Source organism: Nostoc sp. ATCC 53789, assembly GCF_009873495.1.
Classification (GTDB): Bacteria; Cyanobacteriota; Cyanobacteriia; order Cyanobacteriales; family Nostocaceae; genus Nostoc; species Nostoc muscorum_A.
In genome coordinates this window covers 824,886-845,812 of sequence record NZ_CP046703.1, presented here as the reverse complement: position 1 = coordinate 845,812, position 20,927 = coordinate 824,886, and the positions used below count along the sequence as shown (strand labels likewise).

21 protein-coding genes are annotated in these 20,927 nt (G+C 41.0%); 16 read left to right on the top strand and 5 right to left on the bottom strand.

The window, feature by feature from the left end; all coding sequences use genetic code 11:
• Positions 1-1,038: 1,038 nt before the first annotated feature.
• Positions 1,039-2,637: a PQQ-dependent sugar dehydrogenase gene (locus tag GJB62_RS03285; protein ID WP_245246082.1), complete on the bottom strand. Its 1,599-nt coding sequence runs from the start codon at positions 2,635-2,637 to the stop codon at positions 1,039-1,041.
• 564 nt (positions 2,638-3,201) lie between these two features.
• Between GJB62_RS03285 and GJB62_RS03280 the strand changes: the two genes are divergently transcribed.
• The 14 genes from GJB62_RS03280 to GJB62_RS03215 all read left to right on the top strand — a co-directional run bounded on the left by GJB62_RS03280 (position 3,202) and on the right by GJB62_RS03215 (position 14,943).
• Positions 3,202-6,210 carry a HEAT repeat domain-containing protein gene (locus GJB62_RS03280; protein ID WP_114083686.1) on the top strand — a complete coding sequence of 1,003 codons (3,009 nt, stop codon included), beginning with the start codon at positions 3,202-3,204 and terminating at the stop codon, positions 6,208-6,210.
• Positions 6,211-6,348: 138 nt separating this feature from the next.
• Positions 6,349-6,603, top strand: coding sequence for a hypothetical protein (locus GJB62_RS03275; RefSeq protein ID WP_114083687.1), 255 nt, complete (start codon positions 6,349-6,351; stop codon positions 6,601-6,603).
• A gap of 9 nt (positions 6,604-6,612) precedes the next feature.
• Positions 6,613-7,056: an HNH endonuclease signature motif containing protein gene (locus GJB62_RS03270; RefSeq protein WP_114083688.1), complete on the top strand. Its 444-nt coding sequence runs from the start codon at positions 6,613-6,615 to the stop codon at positions 7,054-7,056.
• Positions 7,057-7,146: 90 nt separating this feature from the next.
• On the top strand, positions 7,147-7,623 hold the full coding sequence (locus tag GJB62_RS03265; RefSeq protein WP_114083689.1) for a hypothetical protein: 477 nt from the start codon (positions 7,147-7,149) through the stop codon (positions 7,621-7,623).
• A gap of 285 nt (positions 7,624-7,908) precedes the next feature.
• The gene (locus tag GJB62_RS03260; protein WP_147262538.1) at positions 7,909-8,187 is read left to right on the top strand and encodes a hypothetical protein; all 279 of its coding nucleotides are present in this window, start codon (positions 7,909-7,911) and stop codon (positions 8,185-8,187) included.
• A gap of 569 nt (positions 8,188-8,756) precedes the next feature.
• A complete protein-coding gene (gene cysE, locus GJB62_RS03255) occupies positions 8,757-9,497 on the top strand; it encodes a serine O-acetyltransferase (protein WP_114083690.1) in 741 nt (246 codons plus the stop codon).
• A gap of 73 nt (positions 9,498-9,570) precedes the next feature.
• Positions 9,571-9,801, top strand: a complete 231-nt coding sequence (locus GJB62_RS03250) for an Asr1405/Asl0597 family protein (protein WP_114083691.1) — start codon at positions 9,571-9,573, stop codon at positions 9,799-9,801.
• A 286-nt stretch (positions 9,802-10,087) separates the two neighbouring features.
• Positions 10,088-10,285 carry a DUF2949 domain-containing protein gene (locus GJB62_RS03245; RefSeq protein WP_041565135.1) on the top strand — a complete coding sequence of 66 codons (198 nt, stop codon included), beginning with the start codon at positions 10,088-10,090 and terminating at the stop codon, positions 10,283-10,285.
• 371 nt (positions 10,286-10,656) lie between these two features.
• Complete coding sequence (nifV, locus tag GJB62_RS03240; RefSeq protein ID WP_114083692.1) at positions 10,657-11,790, top strand: homocitrate synthase; 1,134 nt, start codon at positions 10,657-10,659, stop codon at positions 11,788-11,790.
• Entirely contained in the window at positions 11,777-12,064 is a 288-nt protein-coding gene (locus GJB62_RS03235; RefSeq protein WP_012407236.1) for a nitrogen fixation protein NifZ, read from the top strand. The genes nifV and GJB62_RS03235 overlap by 14 nt, the downstream gene beginning before the upstream one ends.
• Positions 12,039-12,242, top strand: a complete 204-nt coding sequence (gene nifT / locus GJB62_RS03230; protein ID WP_114083693.1) for a putative nitrogen fixation protein NifT — start codon at positions 12,039-12,041, stop codon at positions 12,240-12,242. The genes GJB62_RS03235 and nifT overlap by 26 nt, the downstream gene beginning before the upstream one ends.
• 124 nt (positions 12,243-12,366) lie before the next feature.
• Complete coding sequence (locus GJB62_RS03225) at positions 12,367-12,912, top strand: (2Fe-2S) ferredoxin domain-containing protein (protein WP_114083694.1); 546 nt, start codon at positions 12,367-12,369, stop codon at positions 12,910-12,912.
• A 246-nt stretch (positions 12,913-13,158) separates the two neighbouring features.
• On the top strand, positions 13,159-14,310 hold the full coding sequence (locus tag GJB62_RS03220) for a PD-(D/E)XK nuclease family protein (RefSeq protein ID WP_114083695.1): 1,152 nt from the start codon (positions 13,159-13,161) through the stop codon (positions 14,308-14,310).
• A 57-nt stretch (positions 14,311-14,367) separates the two neighbouring features.
• On the top strand, positions 14,368-14,943 hold the full coding sequence (locus GJB62_RS03215) for a Uma2 family endonuclease (RefSeq protein WP_114083696.1): 576 nt from the start codon (positions 14,368-14,370) through the stop codon (positions 14,941-14,943).
• A 70-nt stretch (positions 14,944-15,013) separates the two neighbouring features.
• On the opposite strand, the gene GJB62_RS03210 is transcribed toward GJB62_RS03215, so the two are convergent.
• From GJB62_RS03210 to GJB62_RS03195, 4 genes are all read right to left on the bottom strand, one after another.
• Positions 15,014-15,442 (bottom strand): type II toxin-antitoxin system VapC family toxin, encoded by a 429-nt coding sequence (locus GJB62_RS03210; RefSeq protein WP_114083697.1) that lies wholly within the window; start codon positions 15,440-15,442, stop codon positions 15,014-15,016.
• Entirely contained in the window at positions 15,439-15,687 is a 249-nt protein-coding gene (locus GJB62_RS03205) for a plasmid stability protein (RefSeq protein ID WP_114083698.1), read from the bottom strand. Before GJB62_RS03205 ends, GJB62_RS03210 begins: the two co-directional genes overlap by 4 nt.
• A 22-nt stretch (positions 15,688-15,709) precedes the next feature.
• Positions 15,710-17,092 carry a 1-acyl-sn-glycerol-3-phosphate acyltransferase gene (locus GJB62_RS03200; protein ID WP_114083699.1) on the bottom strand — a complete coding sequence of 461 codons (1,383 nt, stop codon included), beginning with the start codon at positions 17,090-17,092 and terminating at the stop codon, positions 15,710-15,712.
• Between the two features lie 273 nt (positions 17,093-17,365).
• A complete protein-coding gene (locus GJB62_RS03195) occupies positions 17,366-17,935 on the bottom strand; it encodes a Uma2 family endonuclease (protein WP_114083700.1) in 570 nt (189 codons plus the stop codon).
• Between the two features lie 189 nt (positions 17,936-18,124).
• Here GJB62_RS03195 and GJB62_RS03190 point away from each other — a divergent pair, with 189 nt between their 5' ends.
• On the top strand, positions 18,125-19,939 hold the full coding sequence (locus GJB62_RS03190; protein ID WP_114083701.1) for a proline--tRNA ligase: 1,815 nt from the start codon (positions 18,125-18,127) through the stop codon (positions 19,937-19,939).
• Positions 19,940-20,245: 306 nt separating this feature from the next.
• Positions 20,246-20,857, top strand: a complete 612-nt coding sequence (locus GJB62_RS03185; RefSeq protein ID WP_114083702.1) for a GerMN domain-containing protein — start codon at positions 20,246-20,248, stop codon at positions 20,855-20,857.
• The last annotated feature ends 70 nt before the right edge of the window (positions 20,858-20,927 follow it).

The following is a 20,927-nucleotide window of genomic DNA, read 5'->3' as shown; positions in this document are numbered from 1 at the left end:
GGACTTGGCTGCCACTGTGGGAGATGTTGTTGCTACTCTTTCATGCCCAGAATTGAAGTCGCGTCTTCCACACTGCCTGCAAACCCTTGGGTGAGGGCGACTTGTTTTCAAGTCAGGCAGGCGATAGATATCTGATGTTCGGCTGGTGTGTGTCAACGTTCGGTTCTTGGGTAGAATTGGTGCTTACAGCCGCGACTTCTCTTCACTTCAGGCATGGTGCTATGTCATCCCTCCACTCACTTTTCGCTTTGTTTTGTTTCAGAGCGTTAGGTGATTGGCGATATAAGATTTATAGCAGCCGTCTCCCAGCCAGATGTTGCGTCTCTCTAGGATAGAATTTATTGGATTTATTACTTTTGTACTCAAATACTAAAAACCCTAATTCTTCAAGCATTACAAGAATTAAAAAAGTTTTTTTCAGGTAGGGGTTCTAGTATTTTTTGGTTGGGGTTCTAGTGTTTATAGATAGGGGTTCAGGATTTCTTTGTACTCAGCCAAAACCCAATCCCAGTAAGGAATTTAATCTACTTGTAACTGGGTTTGGGTTATTTAAATGTGTACTCAGACTGCCCTCAAATTCCGTCAAAAGCAGTAAATGCCAAGGGTTTGAGGGTGAAAAACTGGAGTAGTCTACATCGTTCTACTCCAGAAACGTGCGAAATTCAATTCTGTATCTAACATATCATTTTTTTCAGGGTAAAAATGCAATTCATATTTATTTAATTTTTGCTTTGACAATGATATTCAATTGTGGTTCTAAGTCTTATCTGATAAGCGATATGAGGCAACGGAAATAGATATATTGCTGCACATAATTTTCAAAAAACTTAACTTTTAACTCCTTTTTTTTCATTCCCGCAATGAGGAGATGGGCAAGAAACTGTCGGATTTTGTGTTTGAGGGAAACAACAAACTATAATCTAACATGATTGAGCGATCGCAATGAATTTTCTGAATTGCTCATTACAAACCTTAGCAAAAAACTTAAACCCCTTCCCGCGTCGGGAAGGGGGAAAATTTCAAATCCGGCGAGTGGTGCTACTTAACCTCTATAAACGAGATTATGTTATCCAAGTCAGCCCCAACTGACTTATAATCACCAGCGCTAAACTCACGGCATCGACCACCAGTTTCATGTTGGCAGACACGTACAACGGTACCTGGTGGTACACTTAACGAGCTAATAGTGTCGTTTCCCACAACCTTTAAGTCACCTTGGTTGGCTTTGTATACTCCTGGAGTTGTAGGAAAAGACTGGGAAGAACCAGCAAAATTAGCATCTCTGTAGACCTGAACCACCTTTGCTGACGGCGTGTAGGAGAGCTTGTAGATGGTGCCGCTATAATCATCCGAAATTAACAAATTACCTTGTTGATCGACTACCATATCTACGGGTCGCCCCCAGATTTCTTGTGTTCCTGCAACTAGCCAACCGTTGACTAAATCCATCTCCTGCTCTGGAGCCTTTGTGCTATTGTTCCAGGGAAAGTAAGCTATTTTGTAGCCCGTTTTCTTCTGTCGATTCCATGAACCATGCAGCCCCGCCACTGCCCCATTTGAGTACTGGCTGGGAAAGTTGGTATTTTGTAGGAATGTTAGTCCCAAGGGAGCGGAATGGGCTTGGATACCCTTGTTAATCCTGTCCATTGCATTGCAATTAACCTTGCCATTAGCATTGAACTCATAGTCGCGATCAAAGGGCATATTGTTCACGCCATTTGAAGTGTCAGGATTGGGGTTGCAAAAAGGCCAACCATAGTTACCGCCATCTCGGACTCGTGTAAACTCCTCTGGTGGGTGGTTGTCCACGTAGGAAGGGATAATCTTACCGTAATTGCCACTGCCATCGTTGAAAGGATAGGCAATGTTATCTCGATTATTAACAACTACCCAAAGGTCATTTGTGTTAGGCAAGAATGCTAATCCTTCAGCATTACGTAAGCCTTGGGCAAACAGCCGCCGATTGCTTCCATCTGCGTTGTACTGGTAAACTGCACCACGCACGGGGTTACTGATAGTATCTTCCTTGCAGGCATTGCAGGTAGAGGCAATGGACACATACAGTTTGTGATTGGCATCAAGGGCGATGTTTTTCAGTTCGTGACCATAAGCGCCTTTGAGTTCACTTGTGCTGCTGTCTGGTAAGCCAGTTACAACAATTTGACGATTTTTTGCGGTTAAGTCTCCAGAGTTGTAGATAAAGCGGTTAATTTGATGAGTTTCAGAGATATAAACGTATGTGGTGTTGTTAATCTTATGAAACACAATGTCGTGTGGCTTGCGTAGACCCGTCACAAAGTCAGAAATAATTGGGTCTTTGCTGCCATTTGGCCGAACAATTAATACTTTATTCCCACTGGGTTGTGATACTAAAAGATCCCCATTGGGAGCAACTGCCATAAAGCGAGCTTTGTTTATACGAGCATAAACAGCGATGGAGAAGTTGGGGGGTATTTTCAAGTAACGGTTAATATTGAAAGGTGCATAGTTCATGCTACTAGGCACTTTCAGCTTGGTTTCAACAGATGCAGCAGGCGGTTGGGCCAAGGCTGCGGGGGAAAAAACCTCTAGGGATATTAAACTAGCAACTGAAGGGATTAAACTAACTAGCGACGCAGATAATATGCGTTTTAGCATTGGTATTTGGTTCAGGGAAAACATAACCATTCTTAACTTTTCTCTAGCCTGGTAGTGATGTATCTCACACGTAACTCTCGGCTAGCCGAATTTTTCCGAGAGTCAGAACAAAGATACTCAGGGTACTTGTTTTTGAAAACACTTCGTTAAATATCTTTATATAGTGCATATACTATTATCTTTCCTAACTCATCAAAAAATGGGTGAATCAAGAGTTGCAAATAAAGGCATAGCGATCACTCTTTCCAACTAAAATAGTCCTTAAAACCAACGAAAATATCACCATTGCACCTAGCCATAAAACCTTGTGTAGAGAGTCTTACAGCGTTATTTTCATATCAATAAGCCAAATTGGTATTTGAAAAAGCATAAGCGTTCAAGACTTGGTTTTTCTCAAAGAATTGATTGAACCTGGTAAAATCTGGTTGGTAATTGAGCGCACATATCCCTTGGTATAATTAGCGGCAGATACCTGTGATATTTCTGCAATAACCCTGAAATCTGGAAACATTACTCCAGCTAGTGGATATACTCGTAGTCAAACTCTCAACAGAAGCGAGTATTATGTTGGACTGGTTAGCTATTTGGGGTGTAACTCAGGCCGCCGGGTTGATTTTTAAACCCATTTTGGAAGACTTAGCCAAGGATGCTGCTAAAGATTGGGCTAAAGATTTATTAAAAGGCATCCCTGGCAAGATTGTGCAGAAACTTAAGAAGGAAGACATAGAAATTGCTGCGGGGAAAGCGTTAAAGGAATTTTTGCAACTGATGCAGCAGCAGTTAAAGGTTCGTTGCAAACTTGCTGAAACTGAGATTAAAGAGTACACCACAGACATCAAGAAATTTATCAGCGATAAGTCGGTTACAGAAATTCTTGGTAAGGGTTTTGATATTAATTGTGAATCTCTAGACGCTAAAACCCTAGAAGATAGTTGGAACAGGCTGCAATTAAAACCTTTGCCATCTAAGTTTAACTGGCAATCACTTACAGAACAGTATTTTACCCAAGTCCAAGAACTTCTTTTAGATTCAAAAGATTTACACCATATCCTTGAATTACAAAAGTTATCTGATATTGAAGTTAATACTAAAGAAATTGCTGGGGTTATTGTAGATTTTAATTTAGTTAAATATCAAGAAGGAATCCGCGAACGCTATGGCAATCTTAAGTTAGATAGCTTAGATACTAGCGGCTATGCCTATAACGAACTTAAATTATGGCGGATTTTTACTGCTCAAAATGTCCGTAAAACTCATCAAGTTTTACCACAAGTTCACGAACTGCCTAAAGAACATCTTAGACGGTTGCGAGAAAGTGGCCAAGTAGAAGCTGAAGTGGAATTAGAAGAATTAGAACGCCATAAACGGGTTTATTTTGAACAGCCGATCCGTTCAGTTTTAGATGTTGTCAATAAAAAGCAAGATTATAAATATATTGTGATTTTGGGCGATCCTGGTTCCGGGAAGTCTACATTGTTGCAATTTCTGGCTTTGAATTGGGCAGAGTCTCCACTGGATAATGTTATATCATTACCTATTCCGTTGCTAATTGAGTTACGCACTTATATGCGGCGGCGGGAAGACAAAGAGTGCAATAATTTTCTAGAATTCTTTCATCAATGTAGTGGCGCTGTTCATCATCTCAATCAGCTTGAACTAGATAAACAATTAAAAGCTGGTAATGCCTTAGTGATGTTTGATGGTTTGGATGAGGTCTTTGACCCTGGTAAGCGAGAGGATGTAATTACTGATATTCATCGCTTTACTAATGACTATCCTGATGTGCAGGTAATTGTCACTTCTCGGATTATTGGCTATAAACCGCAACGATTGCTTAATGCTGAGTTCCGCCACTTTATATTACAAGATTTAGACTCAGAACAAATTCAGGATTTTATCTACCGTTGGCATGAGTTAACTTTTACTGATGCAGTAGATAAAGTGAGAAAACGGGAACGGCTACAAAGAGGAATTGCAGCTTCCAAATCTATTGCAGAATTGGCGGGAAATCCTCTGCTGTTGACGATGATGGCAATTCTAAATCGTAATCAAGAGCTACCAAGAGATAGAGCTACACTTTACGACCAGGCATCGCGGGTACTGCTACATCAATGGGATGTGGAACGTGCTTTGACAGAAGATCGGAGGTTAGACCCCAAGACTATTCATTATAAAGAGAAGCAAGCGATGCTGCGTCAGGTTGCTTATTTTATGCAAACTGCTAATAAAGGTTTGGCAGGTAATTTGATTAATGAAAATGATTTAGTCAAAGTTCTGATTGATTATCTCAAAACCATAGAATTTGATAAACCCAGAGAAGTAGCGTGGGTGATGATTAATCAACTGCGGACTCGCAACTTTATGTTATGTTTCCTGGGTGCAGATTATTATGCTTTTGTGCATCGGACATTTTTAGAATATTTCTGTGCATCGGAGTTTGTCTGGCAGTTTAAAGAAACGCAAACGCTGACTATTGAGCAACTTAAGAATGAAGTTTTTGGCAAGCACTGGCAGGACGAAAGTTGGCATGAAGTTTTGCTGCTAATTGCGGGAATGATTGAATCTAAATTTGTTGGGGAGATTCTTGATTATTTAATGATGCAAAATGGCGAAGAGGAAAAGTTTGTCAATCTCTTTTTAGCGGCTAAGTGTCTTGTAGAGGTGAGAAATCGCTTGGCGATCGCGTCAACGGCTATTCAATTACTTAACAAGCTAAAAGACTTAACTAAATATGACCTCTGGTACTATTACGTCCCCCATCGAGATGAAGAAGCTAAAGTATTTCATGAAATTTGCACTCAAGCAGTCACAGCAATTGCAACGACCTGGCAAGAATCTTCCGACACCAAAACCTGGCTCCGAGAACGCGCTAGCCAGGATGATAACTGGGATGTGCGACATACAGCAGTCGAAGAATTAGCGAAGAATTTCAAAGATGACCCCGACACCAAATTCTTTCTCAAAGAACGTGCTACCCAGGATGATGACAACGATGTGCGAGGTGCAGCAGTCCGAGAATTAGCGAAGAACTTCAATGATGACCCCGACACTAAATTCTTCCTCAAAGAACGCGCTACCCATGATGATGAAAACGACGTGCGATGTGTAGCAGTACGAGAATTAGCGAAGAACTTCAATGATGACCCTAACACCAAATTCTTTCTCAAAGAACGCGCTACCCATGATGATGACAACTATGTGCAACGTGTAGCAGTCCAAGAATTAGCGAAGAACTTCAAAGATGACCCCGACACCAAATCCTTCCTCAAAGAACTCGCTATCCATGATGATGACAACTATGTGCGAGGTGTAGCAGTCCGAGAATTAGCTAGATACTTTAAATATCAGCCTGAGTTGTTTGACATATACCACAACTGCACTGTTCATGACCCCTTTGAGCGCAAGGAAGAGCATGAAACAAATCCTCGGCGCATTGCACTGGAGATAATTATCAAGCAATTTCCTCAGCATCCCCAGACTTTACCACTGTTGCGCGATCGCGCAGAGAATGACCCAGATGAGCAAGTGCGGGAATTTGCTCAGAAGAAGTTGGCACAATTAAGGAATAATTGACGAGAATATTCCTGTAGAGACGGCGATTTATCGCGTCTAACGTGCCAGTTTTTCAGACGCGATAAATCGCGTCTCTACATGAGGGCTTTCTGGTTATTCCATCTAAATTAGTAAAATTAAATAAAAATAGGTAATCTCATGACTACATCTATAAATACAGCCAAAGTCTACGACGAAATTATAGAGTTTATTGCTGCTGGAACCACTCCCCAAAGTGTTATCGATTTCAAACTCTCGGATGCAGCCAAAGACCGTTTAGAGGATTTGGTTTATCGCGCAAAAACTGAAGGTCTTACAGGAAGTGACCAGCGAGAGTTAGATCATTTCCTCACGCTAGAGCATATTATGCTACTAGCAAAAGCAAAAGCTCGTCAGTACATCAGCGCGGAGTGAGTATTCAAAGTGTCTCGTCCATATATTAATGCAGAATTGCGGCGTTTAGTTAGCGATCGCGCCGAGCATATTTGCGAGTATTGTCTCGTTTCTGAAGAAGATAGATCGTCGGGTTGTCAAGTAGACCATATAATCAGTGTCAAACACGGCGGCGCTACAACAGCAGATAATCTCTGCTATGCCTGTATTTTCTGCAACCTGCAAAAAGGCACGGATTTGGGGTCAATTAATTGGCAAACTGGCGAACTTATACGGTTTTTTAACCCACGCAGAGACTTTTGGGGCGATCATTTTCGACTAGATGAGGCTGTAATTCAGCATCAAACAGATATCGGTGAAGTGACTGCACGTATCCTAGATTTTAACGGTGATGAAAGGATTATAGAACGACAAGCTTTAATTACATCTGGTCAGTATCCCTCAGCATCAGCGCTAAAACAGATAAATAAATAGGTTATGATGTGCGATCGCACTTACCAATGGGAATTCTATACTTAGCAACTATTGCTACTTCACCATTAGAACTCCCAAGGTAAATATATCATGGCTTATCAGAATATTGCCGCCTCCCTTTCGCCACAAGATATCCAAGAAATTAGAGCCGCGCTACAGACAGTCCAAAAAAAGATGCCCTTTCTGATTACTCTCAGCAATGAAGAACGGCGTAAGTTGGTAAAAATGGGCGATAAAAGCCTAGCCTTTGTGAACAATAGCATTACTGCTGCTCAGTCTAACCGCGAAATTCTTCCAGCCACTTTTGATGTTGAGGAACTGGTTCAAGATTATCAATTAGCAGCTGCGCTTACCGAACTTTTAACTTCAATGCAGCAACTCACCGAACAGGTAGATGATACCCTAATGGCTGTCGGTAGTGAAGCGATGACTAGCAGTTTGACTGTTTATGATTACGTGAAGACTGCATCAAAAAAGACTCCAGGCTTAAAAATTGTCGCCGAACAGTTGGGCGAACGCTTTAAAGCTATAGGTAAAGGGAAATCTGCAAAAGCTCCCGTCTCTTGATAAATTAATACTCATCGGCGAGTCTCATATTTTTTCAAAAATCTTTGTGATATGGTGCTTCTTGCTTGTATGCAATATACTTTGACCTCTCTCCAAACCTCTCTCCTAAAAGGAGAGAGGCTTTGAATCTTACTCCCCTTCCCTTGTAGGGAAGGGGTTGGGGGTTAGGTCTATATTAAACTCAATACAGAAGTGCTATAAATAAATTCTCTGTAGGGGTGTACAAATGTACGCCCCTATTTTGTTCATCCACCTTTTATCTCCGTCGCCGAGTATTTGAACTGGATGAATCCACCTTTTATCTCCGTTAACGAGTATTTGAACCGGATGAATCCACCTTTTATCTCCGTCGTCGAGTATTTTAACCGGATGAATCCACCTTTTATCTCCGTCGCCGAGTATTTGAACTGGATGAATCCACCTTTTATCTCCGTCGTCGAGTATTTTAACCGGATGAATCCACCTTTTATCTCCGTCGCCGAGTATTTGAACCGGATGAATCCACCTTTTATCTCCGTCGACGAGTATTTTAACTGGATGAATCCACCTCTACAGGTTTCTTGAGTAGGGGCGCTATGAGAACATTTACCTATTCTGCTTTTCTAAGATTTTGCGATCGCTATTCCCAGACATCTATATAATAAGAAAACAGTCACGATGAGCGATAACTATATTTGGAAACGTATATCTGCATACAGACAGCAAATCCTAAAAGAAAATAAAGAAACCTGTCTTTCGCTCAACTAAATAATAGGATACTAATAGTAGTAGCATATACAGAAAATTAATTTGTAGGCTTATCTAACTGATGTTTGAGTGCATTTGAGTACAACTTAATATATTGCAAAATATCTTGACGAAATCTTAGCAAAGGCTTACGGGTAAAGTTTCTTGTAGCGTGAACAGAAATTCTTAACCCCCGCCCCAAAAATACTAGTACCCCCATCGTTAAATACTAGCGCCCCTAACCCCAGACGAATTTTAACTTTATGTTAAGTCGGGGTTTCGGCGTTTGAGTACAACTGTAATCAATCCAATAAATCCAATCAGCATCGGGTTTTCTATCGAGTTGGATGTCACCTGATATAAGCATAAAAATAGCAGATGAATCTTTTACCAGATAGACATTACCGATGCAACAGTCTTTAGACAGTATTAGCGATCCCCCCAGTACCAAAACGCAGGATTCTGCACATAAATCCATGCTGAAAAATTTACTCTCTGGCGTTTTTTTTGAGCCATTATTGAGTGATTTTCGCATTATCTTTGAGCGTGATCCCGCAGCCCGGAATTGGCTAGAGGTGGTGTTTTGCTATCCCGGATTGCACGCACTCTGTTTGCATCGTCTTGCTCACTGGTTACATGGTCGAGGAGTGGGTTTTATCCCCCGTTTCATTTCCCATTTGGGGCGATTTTTGACAGGGATTGAAATTCACCCAGGTGCAGAGATTGGCCAGGGCGTATTTATCGACCACGGAATGGGTGTTGTCATTGGCGAAACTGCGATCGTGGGCGACTATACACTGATTTACCAGGGCGTTACCCTTGGCGGAACTGGTAAAGAAACTGGTAAGCGTCATCCCACGGTGGGTAAAAATGCAGTGATCGGGGCGGGTGCGAAAGTTTTGGGTAATCTGCAAATTGGCGATCGCGTCCGTATTGGCGCAGGTTCCGTTGTCTTGCGGGATATCCCCAGCGATTGCACAGTTGTGGGAATTCCCGGTCGAATTATTTCCCGAAATGAAAACGCCAGCCTTTCTCCTTTAGAACATGGAAAGCTACCCGATATGGAAGCAACCGTGATTCGTTCTTTGCTCTCGCGCGTTGAGCAACTCGAAAAACAACTGCAAGCTTTAGGCGTTAAGAGTCATTAGTCACTGGTCATTGGTCATTAGCAAAGGACAACCGACAAAGGACAACTGACAACTGACAAAGGACAAATGACAAATGACAAATCACGTTTTGCAGATTCCTCTGAGCGATCGCTGGCGAATCTATCACCGATTGCAAGAGTTAAAAATAAATAGCTCTTGTCCCCCCGATGGTTCTTTACGAGTGCAAGTGAACAATTTGCTAGAAATAATTCTAATTCGCAGTACAGTTATGCAATTTCTCGCTTCTCGCCAAGAATTATTAGAGTGGCTAGAGCGTTGCTGGTATTACAGCGATGAATCATGAATCTTCTAATTAATCTTGAATTCATGACGCAATCACTGAACTTTATCCTTTTTGTTCATGGATGCACAAAGCTTAAATAGCTTTAGAGTTTGAAGCTACTGTATGCTTGCAGAATTTATTGCAGACTGAGATGGATTGGATGAGGTTTAGATTTTGTTTCTTCTGCTAAATCTAAATTTCTCCTGACATATAGCAACAATTAAAAATGCGAAATTCCCAAATAAAAATTGGAATTTCTGATTTTTAAGTTTTTTCCCAAATTAAGAAATTGAAAGTTCAATCACTTATGGCGACTCGGAACAGAGATATAAAACTCCTCAATTATTTGCACAACGAACTTGAACTTTCAAATGCCGATATTGCTGTAGCTCTGCGACACCGTGAATTAGAAAATGGGCCACTACCGATGCTCCTCTGGCAGTATGGTTTAGTTGATTTGGAGCAGCTAGGAAAGATTTTTGATTGGCTAGCAGAACATAGTTAGCAAATTTGTACCTTGTAGCTCTGAGTCCCATTACCTGCTTAAAGTACACACCAATGCTCTAGAAAATCTGAGGTTACTAAGATGATTACATCCTTAATTGCTGGATTCTGTGTTTTACTTTGTTCAGGGTTTGCTAATAGTTATATTAGTTCATTGCTACTCGAAGAGGTTTCAACTGACATCGGTAAAAACGATTAGTAAATTATACATTGATTTAGTTCCCTGTCATACAGATGTGATGCTGCTAATAGGTCAATAATTAAGGATCATGTATCCTACATTATGAATTGTGATATTTTTAGCATTTGCCATCGCTGGGGATTGTAGAGAGAAAGGATATTAAGAATACTTCCAAGAGAGGGATATTTGCAATGAATCAAATCATAATTAATGACACTACACTACGTGATGGTGAACAAGCGGCAGGTGTTGCTTTTACCCTAGAAGAAAAGGTTGCGATCGCTAAATTTCTCGATGCCATTGGTATTCCCGAATTAGAAGTCGGTATACCGGCAATGGGTGATGAAGAAACACGTGCGATCGCCGCAATTTCTGATTTAGGTTTACAAGCAAAACTCCTCGGCTGGAACCGTGCCGTCATTTCAGATATTAAGGCTTCTATTGCTTGCGGTATGAACCGGGTGCATATCGCTATTCCCGTCTCTGGTATCCAAATCGCCGCTAAATTCCACGGTCAATGGCGAGTAAGTTTGCAAAAGCTCAAAGACTGTATCAGCTTCGCCGTCGATCAAGGTCTTTGGGTAGCAGTCGGCGGCGAAGATTCTTCCAGGGCTGATGAAAACTTCCTTTTAGATGTAGCGCTTTATGCCCAAGAATGGGGTGCATCCCGGTTCCGCTTCTGTGACACCGTAGGAGTTCTCGACCCTTTCACCACCTACACCAAGGTTAAACGGCTAGTTTCAGCTTTGATGATTCCCCTAGAAATCCACACCCACAACGATTTTGGTCTGGCAACAGCCAACGCCCTTGCGGGTATCAAAGCCGGAGCCTTATCTGTGAATACCACAGTCAACGGATTAGGTGAAAGGGCGGGAAATGCAGCTTTAGAAGAAGTTGTGATGGCAATTAAACGCATCTACGGCGTTGATTTGGGCATCGATACTCCCAGTTTGCTAGAACTCTCTCAACTAGTTGCAGCCGCATCAGGAGCTAGCGTACCACCTTGGAAAGCGATCGTTGGCGAAAATACTTTTGCTCACGAATCTGGCATCCATGCTCACGGGGTATTGCAAAACCCTATTACCTATGAACCATTTGCTCCCGAAGAGGTGGGTTGGGAACGGCGTTTAGTATTAGGCAAACATTCTGGACGGCATTTAGTTGCTAACTTGCTAGAACAGCATGGAATTTTCTTGAACTCCCAAGAAACCCAATCTGTTTTAGATGCAGTGCGCCATCAATCGGTACAGAAAAAACGCAGCCTGACGACAGAAGAACTTTTGAATTTGGTCAGAGAACAGAGGTACTCTCATGCAACGCGATGAATTAGAGCTAAACTTGCCACCCGCTTTTGAAATTGGTGAAAAAGTCAGAGTTCGGAAACTGCTCAAGAACGATGGTACTTTCCCTGGTAAAGAAGTCGGGCAAGTTTTAGTGAACAAAGGAGATATCGGCTACATAGCCAGTATAGGAACATATTTGCAGACTTCCTATATATATGCTGTGCATTTCTTGGAAACAGGATTCGTCGTCGGCTGTAAGAAAAAAGAACTAGAATCTGTTGAGGAATCTCATGAAAGTAATGCTACGCATGAATGATGCCGGTACTTTAGTAGTTTACGTTGCTAAAAAAGACCTAGAAGAAGAAGTCGTCAAACAAACCGATGGAAATGATGGCAAGATTCTCACCCTAGCAAATGGTTGGGAATTAGAATTTCGTGATTTGCCAGATACAGCAAATTTACCCCAAACAGTAGAAGCTAAACGCCTCGCTTAAAAAATGGGGAGTAAAGAAGGGAATAGGTTATAGGTTACAGGGTACAGATTATTCCCTATAACCTGTTACCTGTCACCTCTCCCCTCTCCCCCAATCCCCAATCCCCAATAACTTTTTATCAATCATGGGTGACAAGTATTTGACGTTATCAGAATTGAACCTTGAGGGACAGTTACTAGGTTTTGTTGGTGGTGAACCAGGAAAATATAAATATATGCAATTGGCAGTTCCATCTGGAAATGTGGAAATTAAACTGCCTAAAGAGTTGCGCCGATTACTAAGTTCATCTTTAATTCCTGGCCAGCAAATTCGCGTTTGTGGCCATAGTAAGATAGATTCGCGCACAAGTAAAATTAAAATTAAAGCCTATCGGGTGACACCAATTGATGGGTGTCCAAAGCAAGAGTTACCACCTCAAAGCAAAGCGAGGATTATGGTATGTCAAAAGGGCGGTTGCCTGAAACGTGGTGGTAAAGGGTTATTATCAGAATTAGAAAAAACTTTGTGCGATCGCGGTTTGTTAGACAAAGTTACCATTGAACATACCAGTTGCCAAAAATGCTGTAACAGCGCTCCCAACTGTGTTTTACACCTTGGTAAAAAGAAATACAAGAATATTCACCCTGAAGCGATCGCATCTTTGCTAGAAAGTCACTTAACTTCAGAGTAATAAGCTTTTCTAGCTTTTCTTAAAATAATACACAAATTTGTAGGGGTAAATTTTTACCCCTATTTGTCGTAAGTATCGCATAGCAATCTTGTCAAACTGCGATCAGCTAAGTTATAACTGCTGCAACGCTCGTAATATCGACTACAAACAGAACTTATAAAATTTTTTGTAGTCTTGTTCAAGCTGGATTACAACCCTCATTATTGTGTATAAATCTCCGCAAATATCTTAAATAGCTAAAAATCAATGTCTTTGTTTAGTAATTTACTCAATCTGCATTCAGGAACTAAACCGCGTGAAGATTTTTTTACTGAAATTGTTGCTTATTTTCTGTCCCTGAATAATGATATTTTACTTGGTTGGCTAAAACATCACTCAATCATTAGTGATGATAATTATTCCAGCATCAAGATTTCAACCCAACAAGAACACAAAAGACTTGAAAGGCATACTGAAGATAGTAGATTAGACATTGTAGTTGAACTATCAGATGGTTTAAATTCAGATGTAATATTTATTGAATCAAAAGTTGGCTCTCGTGATGATAGAAATGCGTTAGAAAAATATGCTGATATTTTGAGTAATTTCCCAAATGTCAGACATCGAATTTTAATTTACATCACCCGTGATTATGATCCAAAAGAAGAAATTAAAACTCCAGCATTTAATTTAGAGCCAAAAGTAATTTTTTATCAATTGAGGTGGCATCAATTTTATGCCTGCTTACAACAACACTCGACTGATATCTTAGCCCAAGAAATATTAATTTTCATGAGGAAAAATGGAATGTCTCACACTAATCAATTTTCATCGGTTGACTTATTGACAATGGTGAATTACAACAAAACTCTCAATCTCATGGAATCAACTCTCGGTGAAGAAGTACAACGCGAATTCAAGCTAGCTTTTGGAGGTGTTATCAACGGTGCAGCAAGTAGGACTCAATGGAAATGGTCTAGTAGATATATTATCTATACTAGGTTTTCAGGCAATAATTTCTGGTGTGGTCTTGGATACTTTAATTTAAATCCAGACAGTTCCACTGAGTATCCATATCTAGGTATATGTTTAGAAGTTTCTCCTGGTTTTGTAGAACGCCCAAAAATTATTGAATCCATGCAGAAAGTAATTAACGATAAGCCCAGTATATGGACTCCTGAGAACTTAACTATTGTGCCAGCATGGTCAGCTATATTTTATCGAAAAAGCCTACAAGAATTTTTATCTGAAAAAGACCAGCTATCTGCTATTAAATTATTTTTCCAAGAGTCAATAAAGGAATTAAAAACGGTTCAGGAACAATATTTTGATTTTCCTTGGAAGGGTGTAAGTATAGAAGCAACTACAGAAGGTGATAAAGAAGAATACCAAGACACCTCATTAACTTCTATCGCATGACTTTAATCAGCTACAGCTATATTAAGATAAAAATAACTCTGCATTCTCGTAGTTGTTATGAGCCTTACCACTGCTAAACGCTTTACTATAGCTGAATATCACCGTCTAGCTGAACTCGGCTTCTTTGAGGAGAATGAGCGAGTTGAGCTAATTAAGGGTGAAATAATCCAGATGGTAGCAAAAGGTACACCGCACTCTGTTTGTGAAACACGCCTAGAGAGAGAATTATATAAGCTAGTAGGCGATCGCGCAACCCTGCGAGGACAACAGCCAATTACTTTGTCTAACAACAGTGAGCCTGAACCAGATAGAGTAATTGCAAAAAATAGAGATGATGACTATCTAGCAAATCATCCCAGCCCATCTGATATTTTACTTTTAATTGAGATTGCCGATTCATCTTTAAAATATGACCAAGAAGAAAAGTTACCTGTTTATGCAGAAGCAGGTATCTCTGATTATTGGATATTTAATTTAGTAGATAATTATCTTGAGTGCTACAGCAAACCTTATCAAACTTTGCAAGTTAAATTTGGTTATCGTCGCAAGTTGATTTATCTGCCAAATGAATCAGTTAATCTGTGCTGTTTTCCTGATTTAGTTGTGGATTTATTTAAGGTGTTTCCAGGTTAAGATATAAGCTGCTAAGTCTAACAAAAAGCAACTAAGGGTCTATCCTCATCCGGTTTATAGTATGTAGCTTCTATCTGCTGGAGACTTCCCAAGGATTAATAATAGAAATACCACACCCTTCAAAGTCCGAGAAATTGCGTGTTGCTATAGTTGCTGCATGAGTGTAACAAATAGCTGCAATCTGAGCATCGGCTTGAGAAATGGGAGTCCCATTGTGTCTTCTTTGAGACGCAATATTAGCAAAAGCTACAGCAGCAGCTTGATCAAAAGGAAGAACACGCCCAGCAAAATCTTCTGAGAACATCAGATGTGCTGCTTGACTAAGTTCATCTCGTCGTTTTCCCGAAGGAAGTAAGGCGATACCATAGAGAATTTCTGCTTGAGTAATTGTTGTGGTAAATAGACTCATTAAAGATTGTTGAGCAGCCCAACTACGAACTAGTTCAGACTTTTTAGGCTTCATTAATTCTGACAACACATTTGTATCAAGAATAATCATTCTTCAAACGTTGATACTGTACGAATAGGTTCTCTAGGAATTTCTGGTAATTCAAATTCTCCCAAATTTGCAAAACGCTGCTCAATCATATTAGCTAAGTTTAAGGGCTGTTCGTGATTTTCTATTAGAGCCATACAAAGAATTTCTTTGGCTTCTTCTTCTAAGGAACGACCATGTTTTTCTGCTCGTTTCTGTAGGCGATATTTGATGTCATCATCAAGATTAGATATAGTAATATTGTTCATCATCAATTCCTCATCTTACTTTTTAAATTAATTTTTCCAACGCGTGTTGTAAATCATTCGTTACATCAGCAACAGCTTGCCTAGCACCCAAACGATTTTCCTTATACTTTGGGTAACGCTCAGAAATAGATATGGGTTCACCCACAGTAATTTTAACTTTTTGCTTACCCAATTGCGGACGCTGCACAGCTTTATCGCCTTTGATTTTAGCAATCATCTGCCATAAAATTAAAGTCGTTTCAGCAAACCTTTCTGCTGTTGGGTTTTCACGGATATAATTACCAGAAACTGCTACAAAGCTTTCTACTAAACGCATGTGCCACATCCGCGCATTCGCTTCTTCTGCAACGCGATCGCCTAAAGCTCTTTCTACAGCAGATACTCCTTTTACATCCTTAAATTCTTCTCTAAATATATAATTCCAACCCGCTTGCTCGACTCGCCGACAACGGTCACTCAAACTACCTTTTGACTGCAAATTAAAATACTGTTCTGATATTAACAGTGCTGCATTCAACAATGCTTGTAAACGAACTGCTAATGCTTCATTTCTATCTGGAATTTGCCCAGTTACAATCTTCGCATCTGGCAATTTTTGATGATAAAACCGTGTGTAAAATTCTTCCATTAGCAAAAGTAAATGTTCTGCCAAAGCCAACAATCGGGGATAAAGCGACTCTATAGAAGCATTTTCTGCTGAATTCACAGGTAAACCACTAGCCGCTTCCAATTCACTTAAAAGATTAGCGATCGCACCCCAAGGAGCATCAACGTAACTATATTTAATCCCAACTGGTACAATTAGAACCTGTTCGGGGCGTTCAGCTTTGTGCAAATCTTCAGCACACCAAAAGCCTAATTGGGCAATACCAGGTTCTAAGGGGCTGATATTCTCCGATAAACCATTGGTTGCACCCTCTGGCGCAGCAGCCATTGGGAATTTACCATTGGCAAACAAGTCACGCGCCGAACGTAACCCCGTCCAGTCAGCCTTACCTCGCTGAATCGGAGTCCCACCTAAACGAGAAGCAATCCAACCAACGTGGGAACCTGCCCAGAGAGGAATGCCGCGATCGTAGATAAAATGAGCGTGAATGGGATGTTGTAGTGTTGTACCTTGCGATCGCGCTGTCTTTGGTACAATTTGAGACAGCAAGTAACCCAAACAAAGTGGATCATCTGTTTTGGGATGGCGAAATGCCAGCATAAAACGGATCTTACCCTCCTGAAACTGGCGATAGAGATCCACCAGCACCTCTACGTTGTCTGCTTCAATTTGGGTAATAGGTGTTTGCCAGTTTATCCAACTGGGTAGCAACAGATGGACGAATCGTAGAAATAAAGGGTTAAACGCCGGAGGGATGAATTCTAAGGGTGCCTGTGCTTGATAAATTACATCTGCCAAAGTAGTTTCTCCTAAAGATTCCCTGATTTTAATCGCCTGATGGTTATTTCTTTTAAGATATCCTAACGGCTGTAATATGCCCTGAGTAATGAAGTCGAGGTAAAACCTGCCTCTTGCACTGTGCTTGGCACATTACTCAGGTTAGAAAACTAGGATACCTTCTTAGTCTACGCAGATTATTTTAATGAAGCGTACTTACGCAGACTTATAAAGTATTTTCTGCTGCAATGAAAAGTATGGTCAAATAGTGGAGTTTAGCGGCACTTGCAAATCTTAATAACAAGAAAGACTCAACCTAAATCCTGGCAATACATCTTCACCCGATAATTGTGTGGGTAGATTTTGCACTTCTACATCTTGTTTTTGGCGATAAATTTCTACTTGTTGCTGTTGAGGGTTAATTAACCATGCTAATTGCACCCCTGCATTTATATATTCCTGCATTTTGGAACGCAACATTTCCAAATCATCTGTTGCTGATCTTAATTCAATGACAAAATCGGGTGCAATGGGGGGAAATTTGCGTCTTTGTTCAGGTGTAAGTGCTTGCCAACGTTCTCCTTTAATCCAAGCGGCATCTGGCGAACGGTCAGCACCATTGGGTAATTTGAATATAGTAGAAGAACTGAAGGTAAATCCAAGGCCAGTTTGCCGATTCCAGATTCCCAAATCAATAATTAAATCTGCTTCTCGATTGCCGCTTTCACCTCCAACGGGGGACATAATGATTAATTCTCCCTTGGTAGTGCGTTCAAATTTCAATTCGCGGTTATTTTGACATAAGTGATAAAATTGTTCGTCACTCAAGTGAACGGTGTCTAGTTTTAATGTCAAAGGACTCATAACCTAGACCTAGATTAAATAGTTGCAAAGATTATATCACAATCCAGTTCAGAATGAGCAGCAAAACACCTGTAGAGACGGCGATTTATCGCGTCTCGAAAACCCAAAATTGTTGCCAGTAGACCTTAACTGAACCGTATTGGTTTATAACAAATTAGAGATTCTAGAAAGGGAATAAGGGAATAAACGATGCGACTTTCACAAATGTTATTTGTTACACTGCGGGATGATCCGGCTGATGCCGAGATTCCTAGTCATAAATTATTACTCCGTGCAGGTTATATTCGTCGCATCGGTAGTGGTCTTTATGCCTATTTGCCGTTAATGTGGCGGGTACTGCAAAAAGTTTCCCAGATTGTGCGGGAAGAAATGAACGCTACAGGCGCACAAGAATGTCTCTTACCGCAATTACAACCGGCTGATTTATGGAAAGAATCGGGACGTTGGGATACTTACACTAAAGCTGAGGGGATTATGTTTTCCCTAATTGACCGCCGTGAGCAACAATTAGGATTAGGCCCAACTCACGAAGAAGTAATCACAGCGATCGCTCGTGATATGATTCGCTCTTATCGCCAGTTACCCCTACACCTCTACCAAATTCAAACTAAATTCCGCGATGAAATTCGTCCCCGTTTTGGTTTGATGCGCGGACGCGAATTTATCATGAAGGACGGCTACTCCTTCCATACCGATGAAGCCAGCCTCAAGGAAACGTACCAGGATATGTATAAAGCCTACAGCAATATTCTGCGGCGTTCTGGTTTAGCTTTTCGCGCAGTGGAAGCTGATTCTGGTGCAATTGGTGGTTCTGGTTCCACAGAATTTATGATTTTGGCGGAAGCTGGTGAAGACGAAGTTCTCTACACTGAGGATGGTAAATACGCCGCTAACGTAGAAAAGGCTGTTTCTTTACCAATTGATGCCGAAACCTCACGGTTTACAACCTACGAGAAACGCGATACACCTGGAACAGAAACGATTGAAAAGGTGTGTCAACTCCTCAACTGTTCTCCGACTCAATTGGTGAAAAATGTCCTTTATCAGACAGTTTATGATAATGGCGCAACAGTGTTAGTTCTGGTGAACATTCGAGGCGATCAGGAAGTTAATGAAGTCAAATTGCAAAATGAATTGACTAAATTAGCTTCGGAATATGGCGCTAAAACTATTATTAGTTTGAATGTACCAAATGTAGAAGCACAGCAAACATGGACAGCCAAATCTCTACCTTTAGGCTACATTGCGCCAGATATCGCAGATGAGTATATTACTGCTAATAAACAGATCCATCCCAAGTTTTTGCGCTTGGTAGATCAAACAGCAGTTGATTTAAAAAACTTTGTTACAGGTGCAAATGAAGCTGGTTATCACGTAGTTGGTGCTAATTGGGGTGAGCAATTTAAGTTACCAGAGCGAATAGTAGATATTCGCAAGTCAAGACCAGGCGATCGCGCCATCCATAACCCAGAACAAACCTTACAAAGCGCCCGTGGAATTGAAGCAGGTCACATCTTCCAATTAGGCACTAAGTATTCCCAAGCCATGGGTGCAACTTATACCAACGAACAGGGTGAAGAAAAGCCGTTATTTATGGGTTGTTTTGGTGTAGGCGTGTCGCGGTTAGCACAAGCTGCCGTAGAGCAATCTTATGATAAAGATGGGATTATTTGGCCCGTTGCGATCGCACCCTACCACGCAATCATCACGATTCCTAACATTAAAGATGCTCAACAAATCGAAGTCGCCCAAAAACTTTACACAGAACTCAATCAAGCAGGAATTGAAACCCTACTAGATGACCGCGATGAACGAGCGGGAGTGAAATTTAAAGATGCTGACTTGATTGGCATCCCTTATAGAATTGTAACCGGACGCGCGATCGCTAATGGCAAAGTGGAAGTTGTAGAAAGAGCCACCTGCAACTCTCAAGAAATTGTCATCGAGGAAGTTACAACCACACTCAAACAGTGGATTACCGCCGCCACTCAGGTAAAAAATTAAACTTCAACATTTACGCAGAGGAATCAATACTTTACTTTGCGTTCCTCTGCGTTTTACTCAGCGTTCCTCTGCCTTGTAAATTAATCATCTCCAAAAAGAATGAAATTTACATAATTTGGTAGGTGACGGATTAGAAATATAAATTCTAAAATTGAAAAAGGGACTTGCGGAATTAAAAATAATCGCCCTTTGAGGCATAAAGTCTCCTCCAGGTTTCGGGAAACTCTCTACTTGTAAGTATCGTCTTTAACCAGGCTGCTCCTCACATAACGACCATATCAGCCCTCAGTCAGGAAGGTTTTGAACATGAAAGACCAACAAGGATCTAATCGCATTTCTTCAGGCGCAATTGCAGCCGTTTCAGCAGTGGTTGTAGCGGTGGGTGGCGGTGTGGCTTGGTTTACTACACACTCCAGCAATCCTCCCACACCATCAAATCCCTCTGGGCCCATCGCTCAACCAGCACAGCCATCAACTAGGCAGCCAGCTAACGAGCAAACCCCTAATGTTTATTGGCTCAGACCAAAAGACAAAAGTGTTGCTTTGGTTCCCCAACCAGTTAAAGTCGCTTCTATACGAGCCAACCAGCCTTTAGAAGCAGCTTTCCAAAGTTTGTTGGCAGGCCCAACAGAAGGAACAGATTCCACAACTATCCCCAAAGGAACTAAGCTGTTGGGACTGAAATCAGAAAATGACGAAGTTCACGTTAATTTATCTGAAGATTTTACCAGTGGTGGTGGTAGCACATCAATGATGGGTCGTGTCGGACAAGTTGTTTATACTGCGACAAGTTTAAATCCTAAAGCCAAGGTTTACATTGACGTGAACGGTAAACCATTGGATGTTTTAGGTGGTGAAGGCGTAGAGTTACAACAACCACTAACTCGTGAAAGCTTTGAGAAAAATTATCAGCTTTAGTTCTTGGTCATTGGTCATTAGTCATTGGTCATTAGCAAAGGACAAAGGACAAATGACAAATGACAAAAGA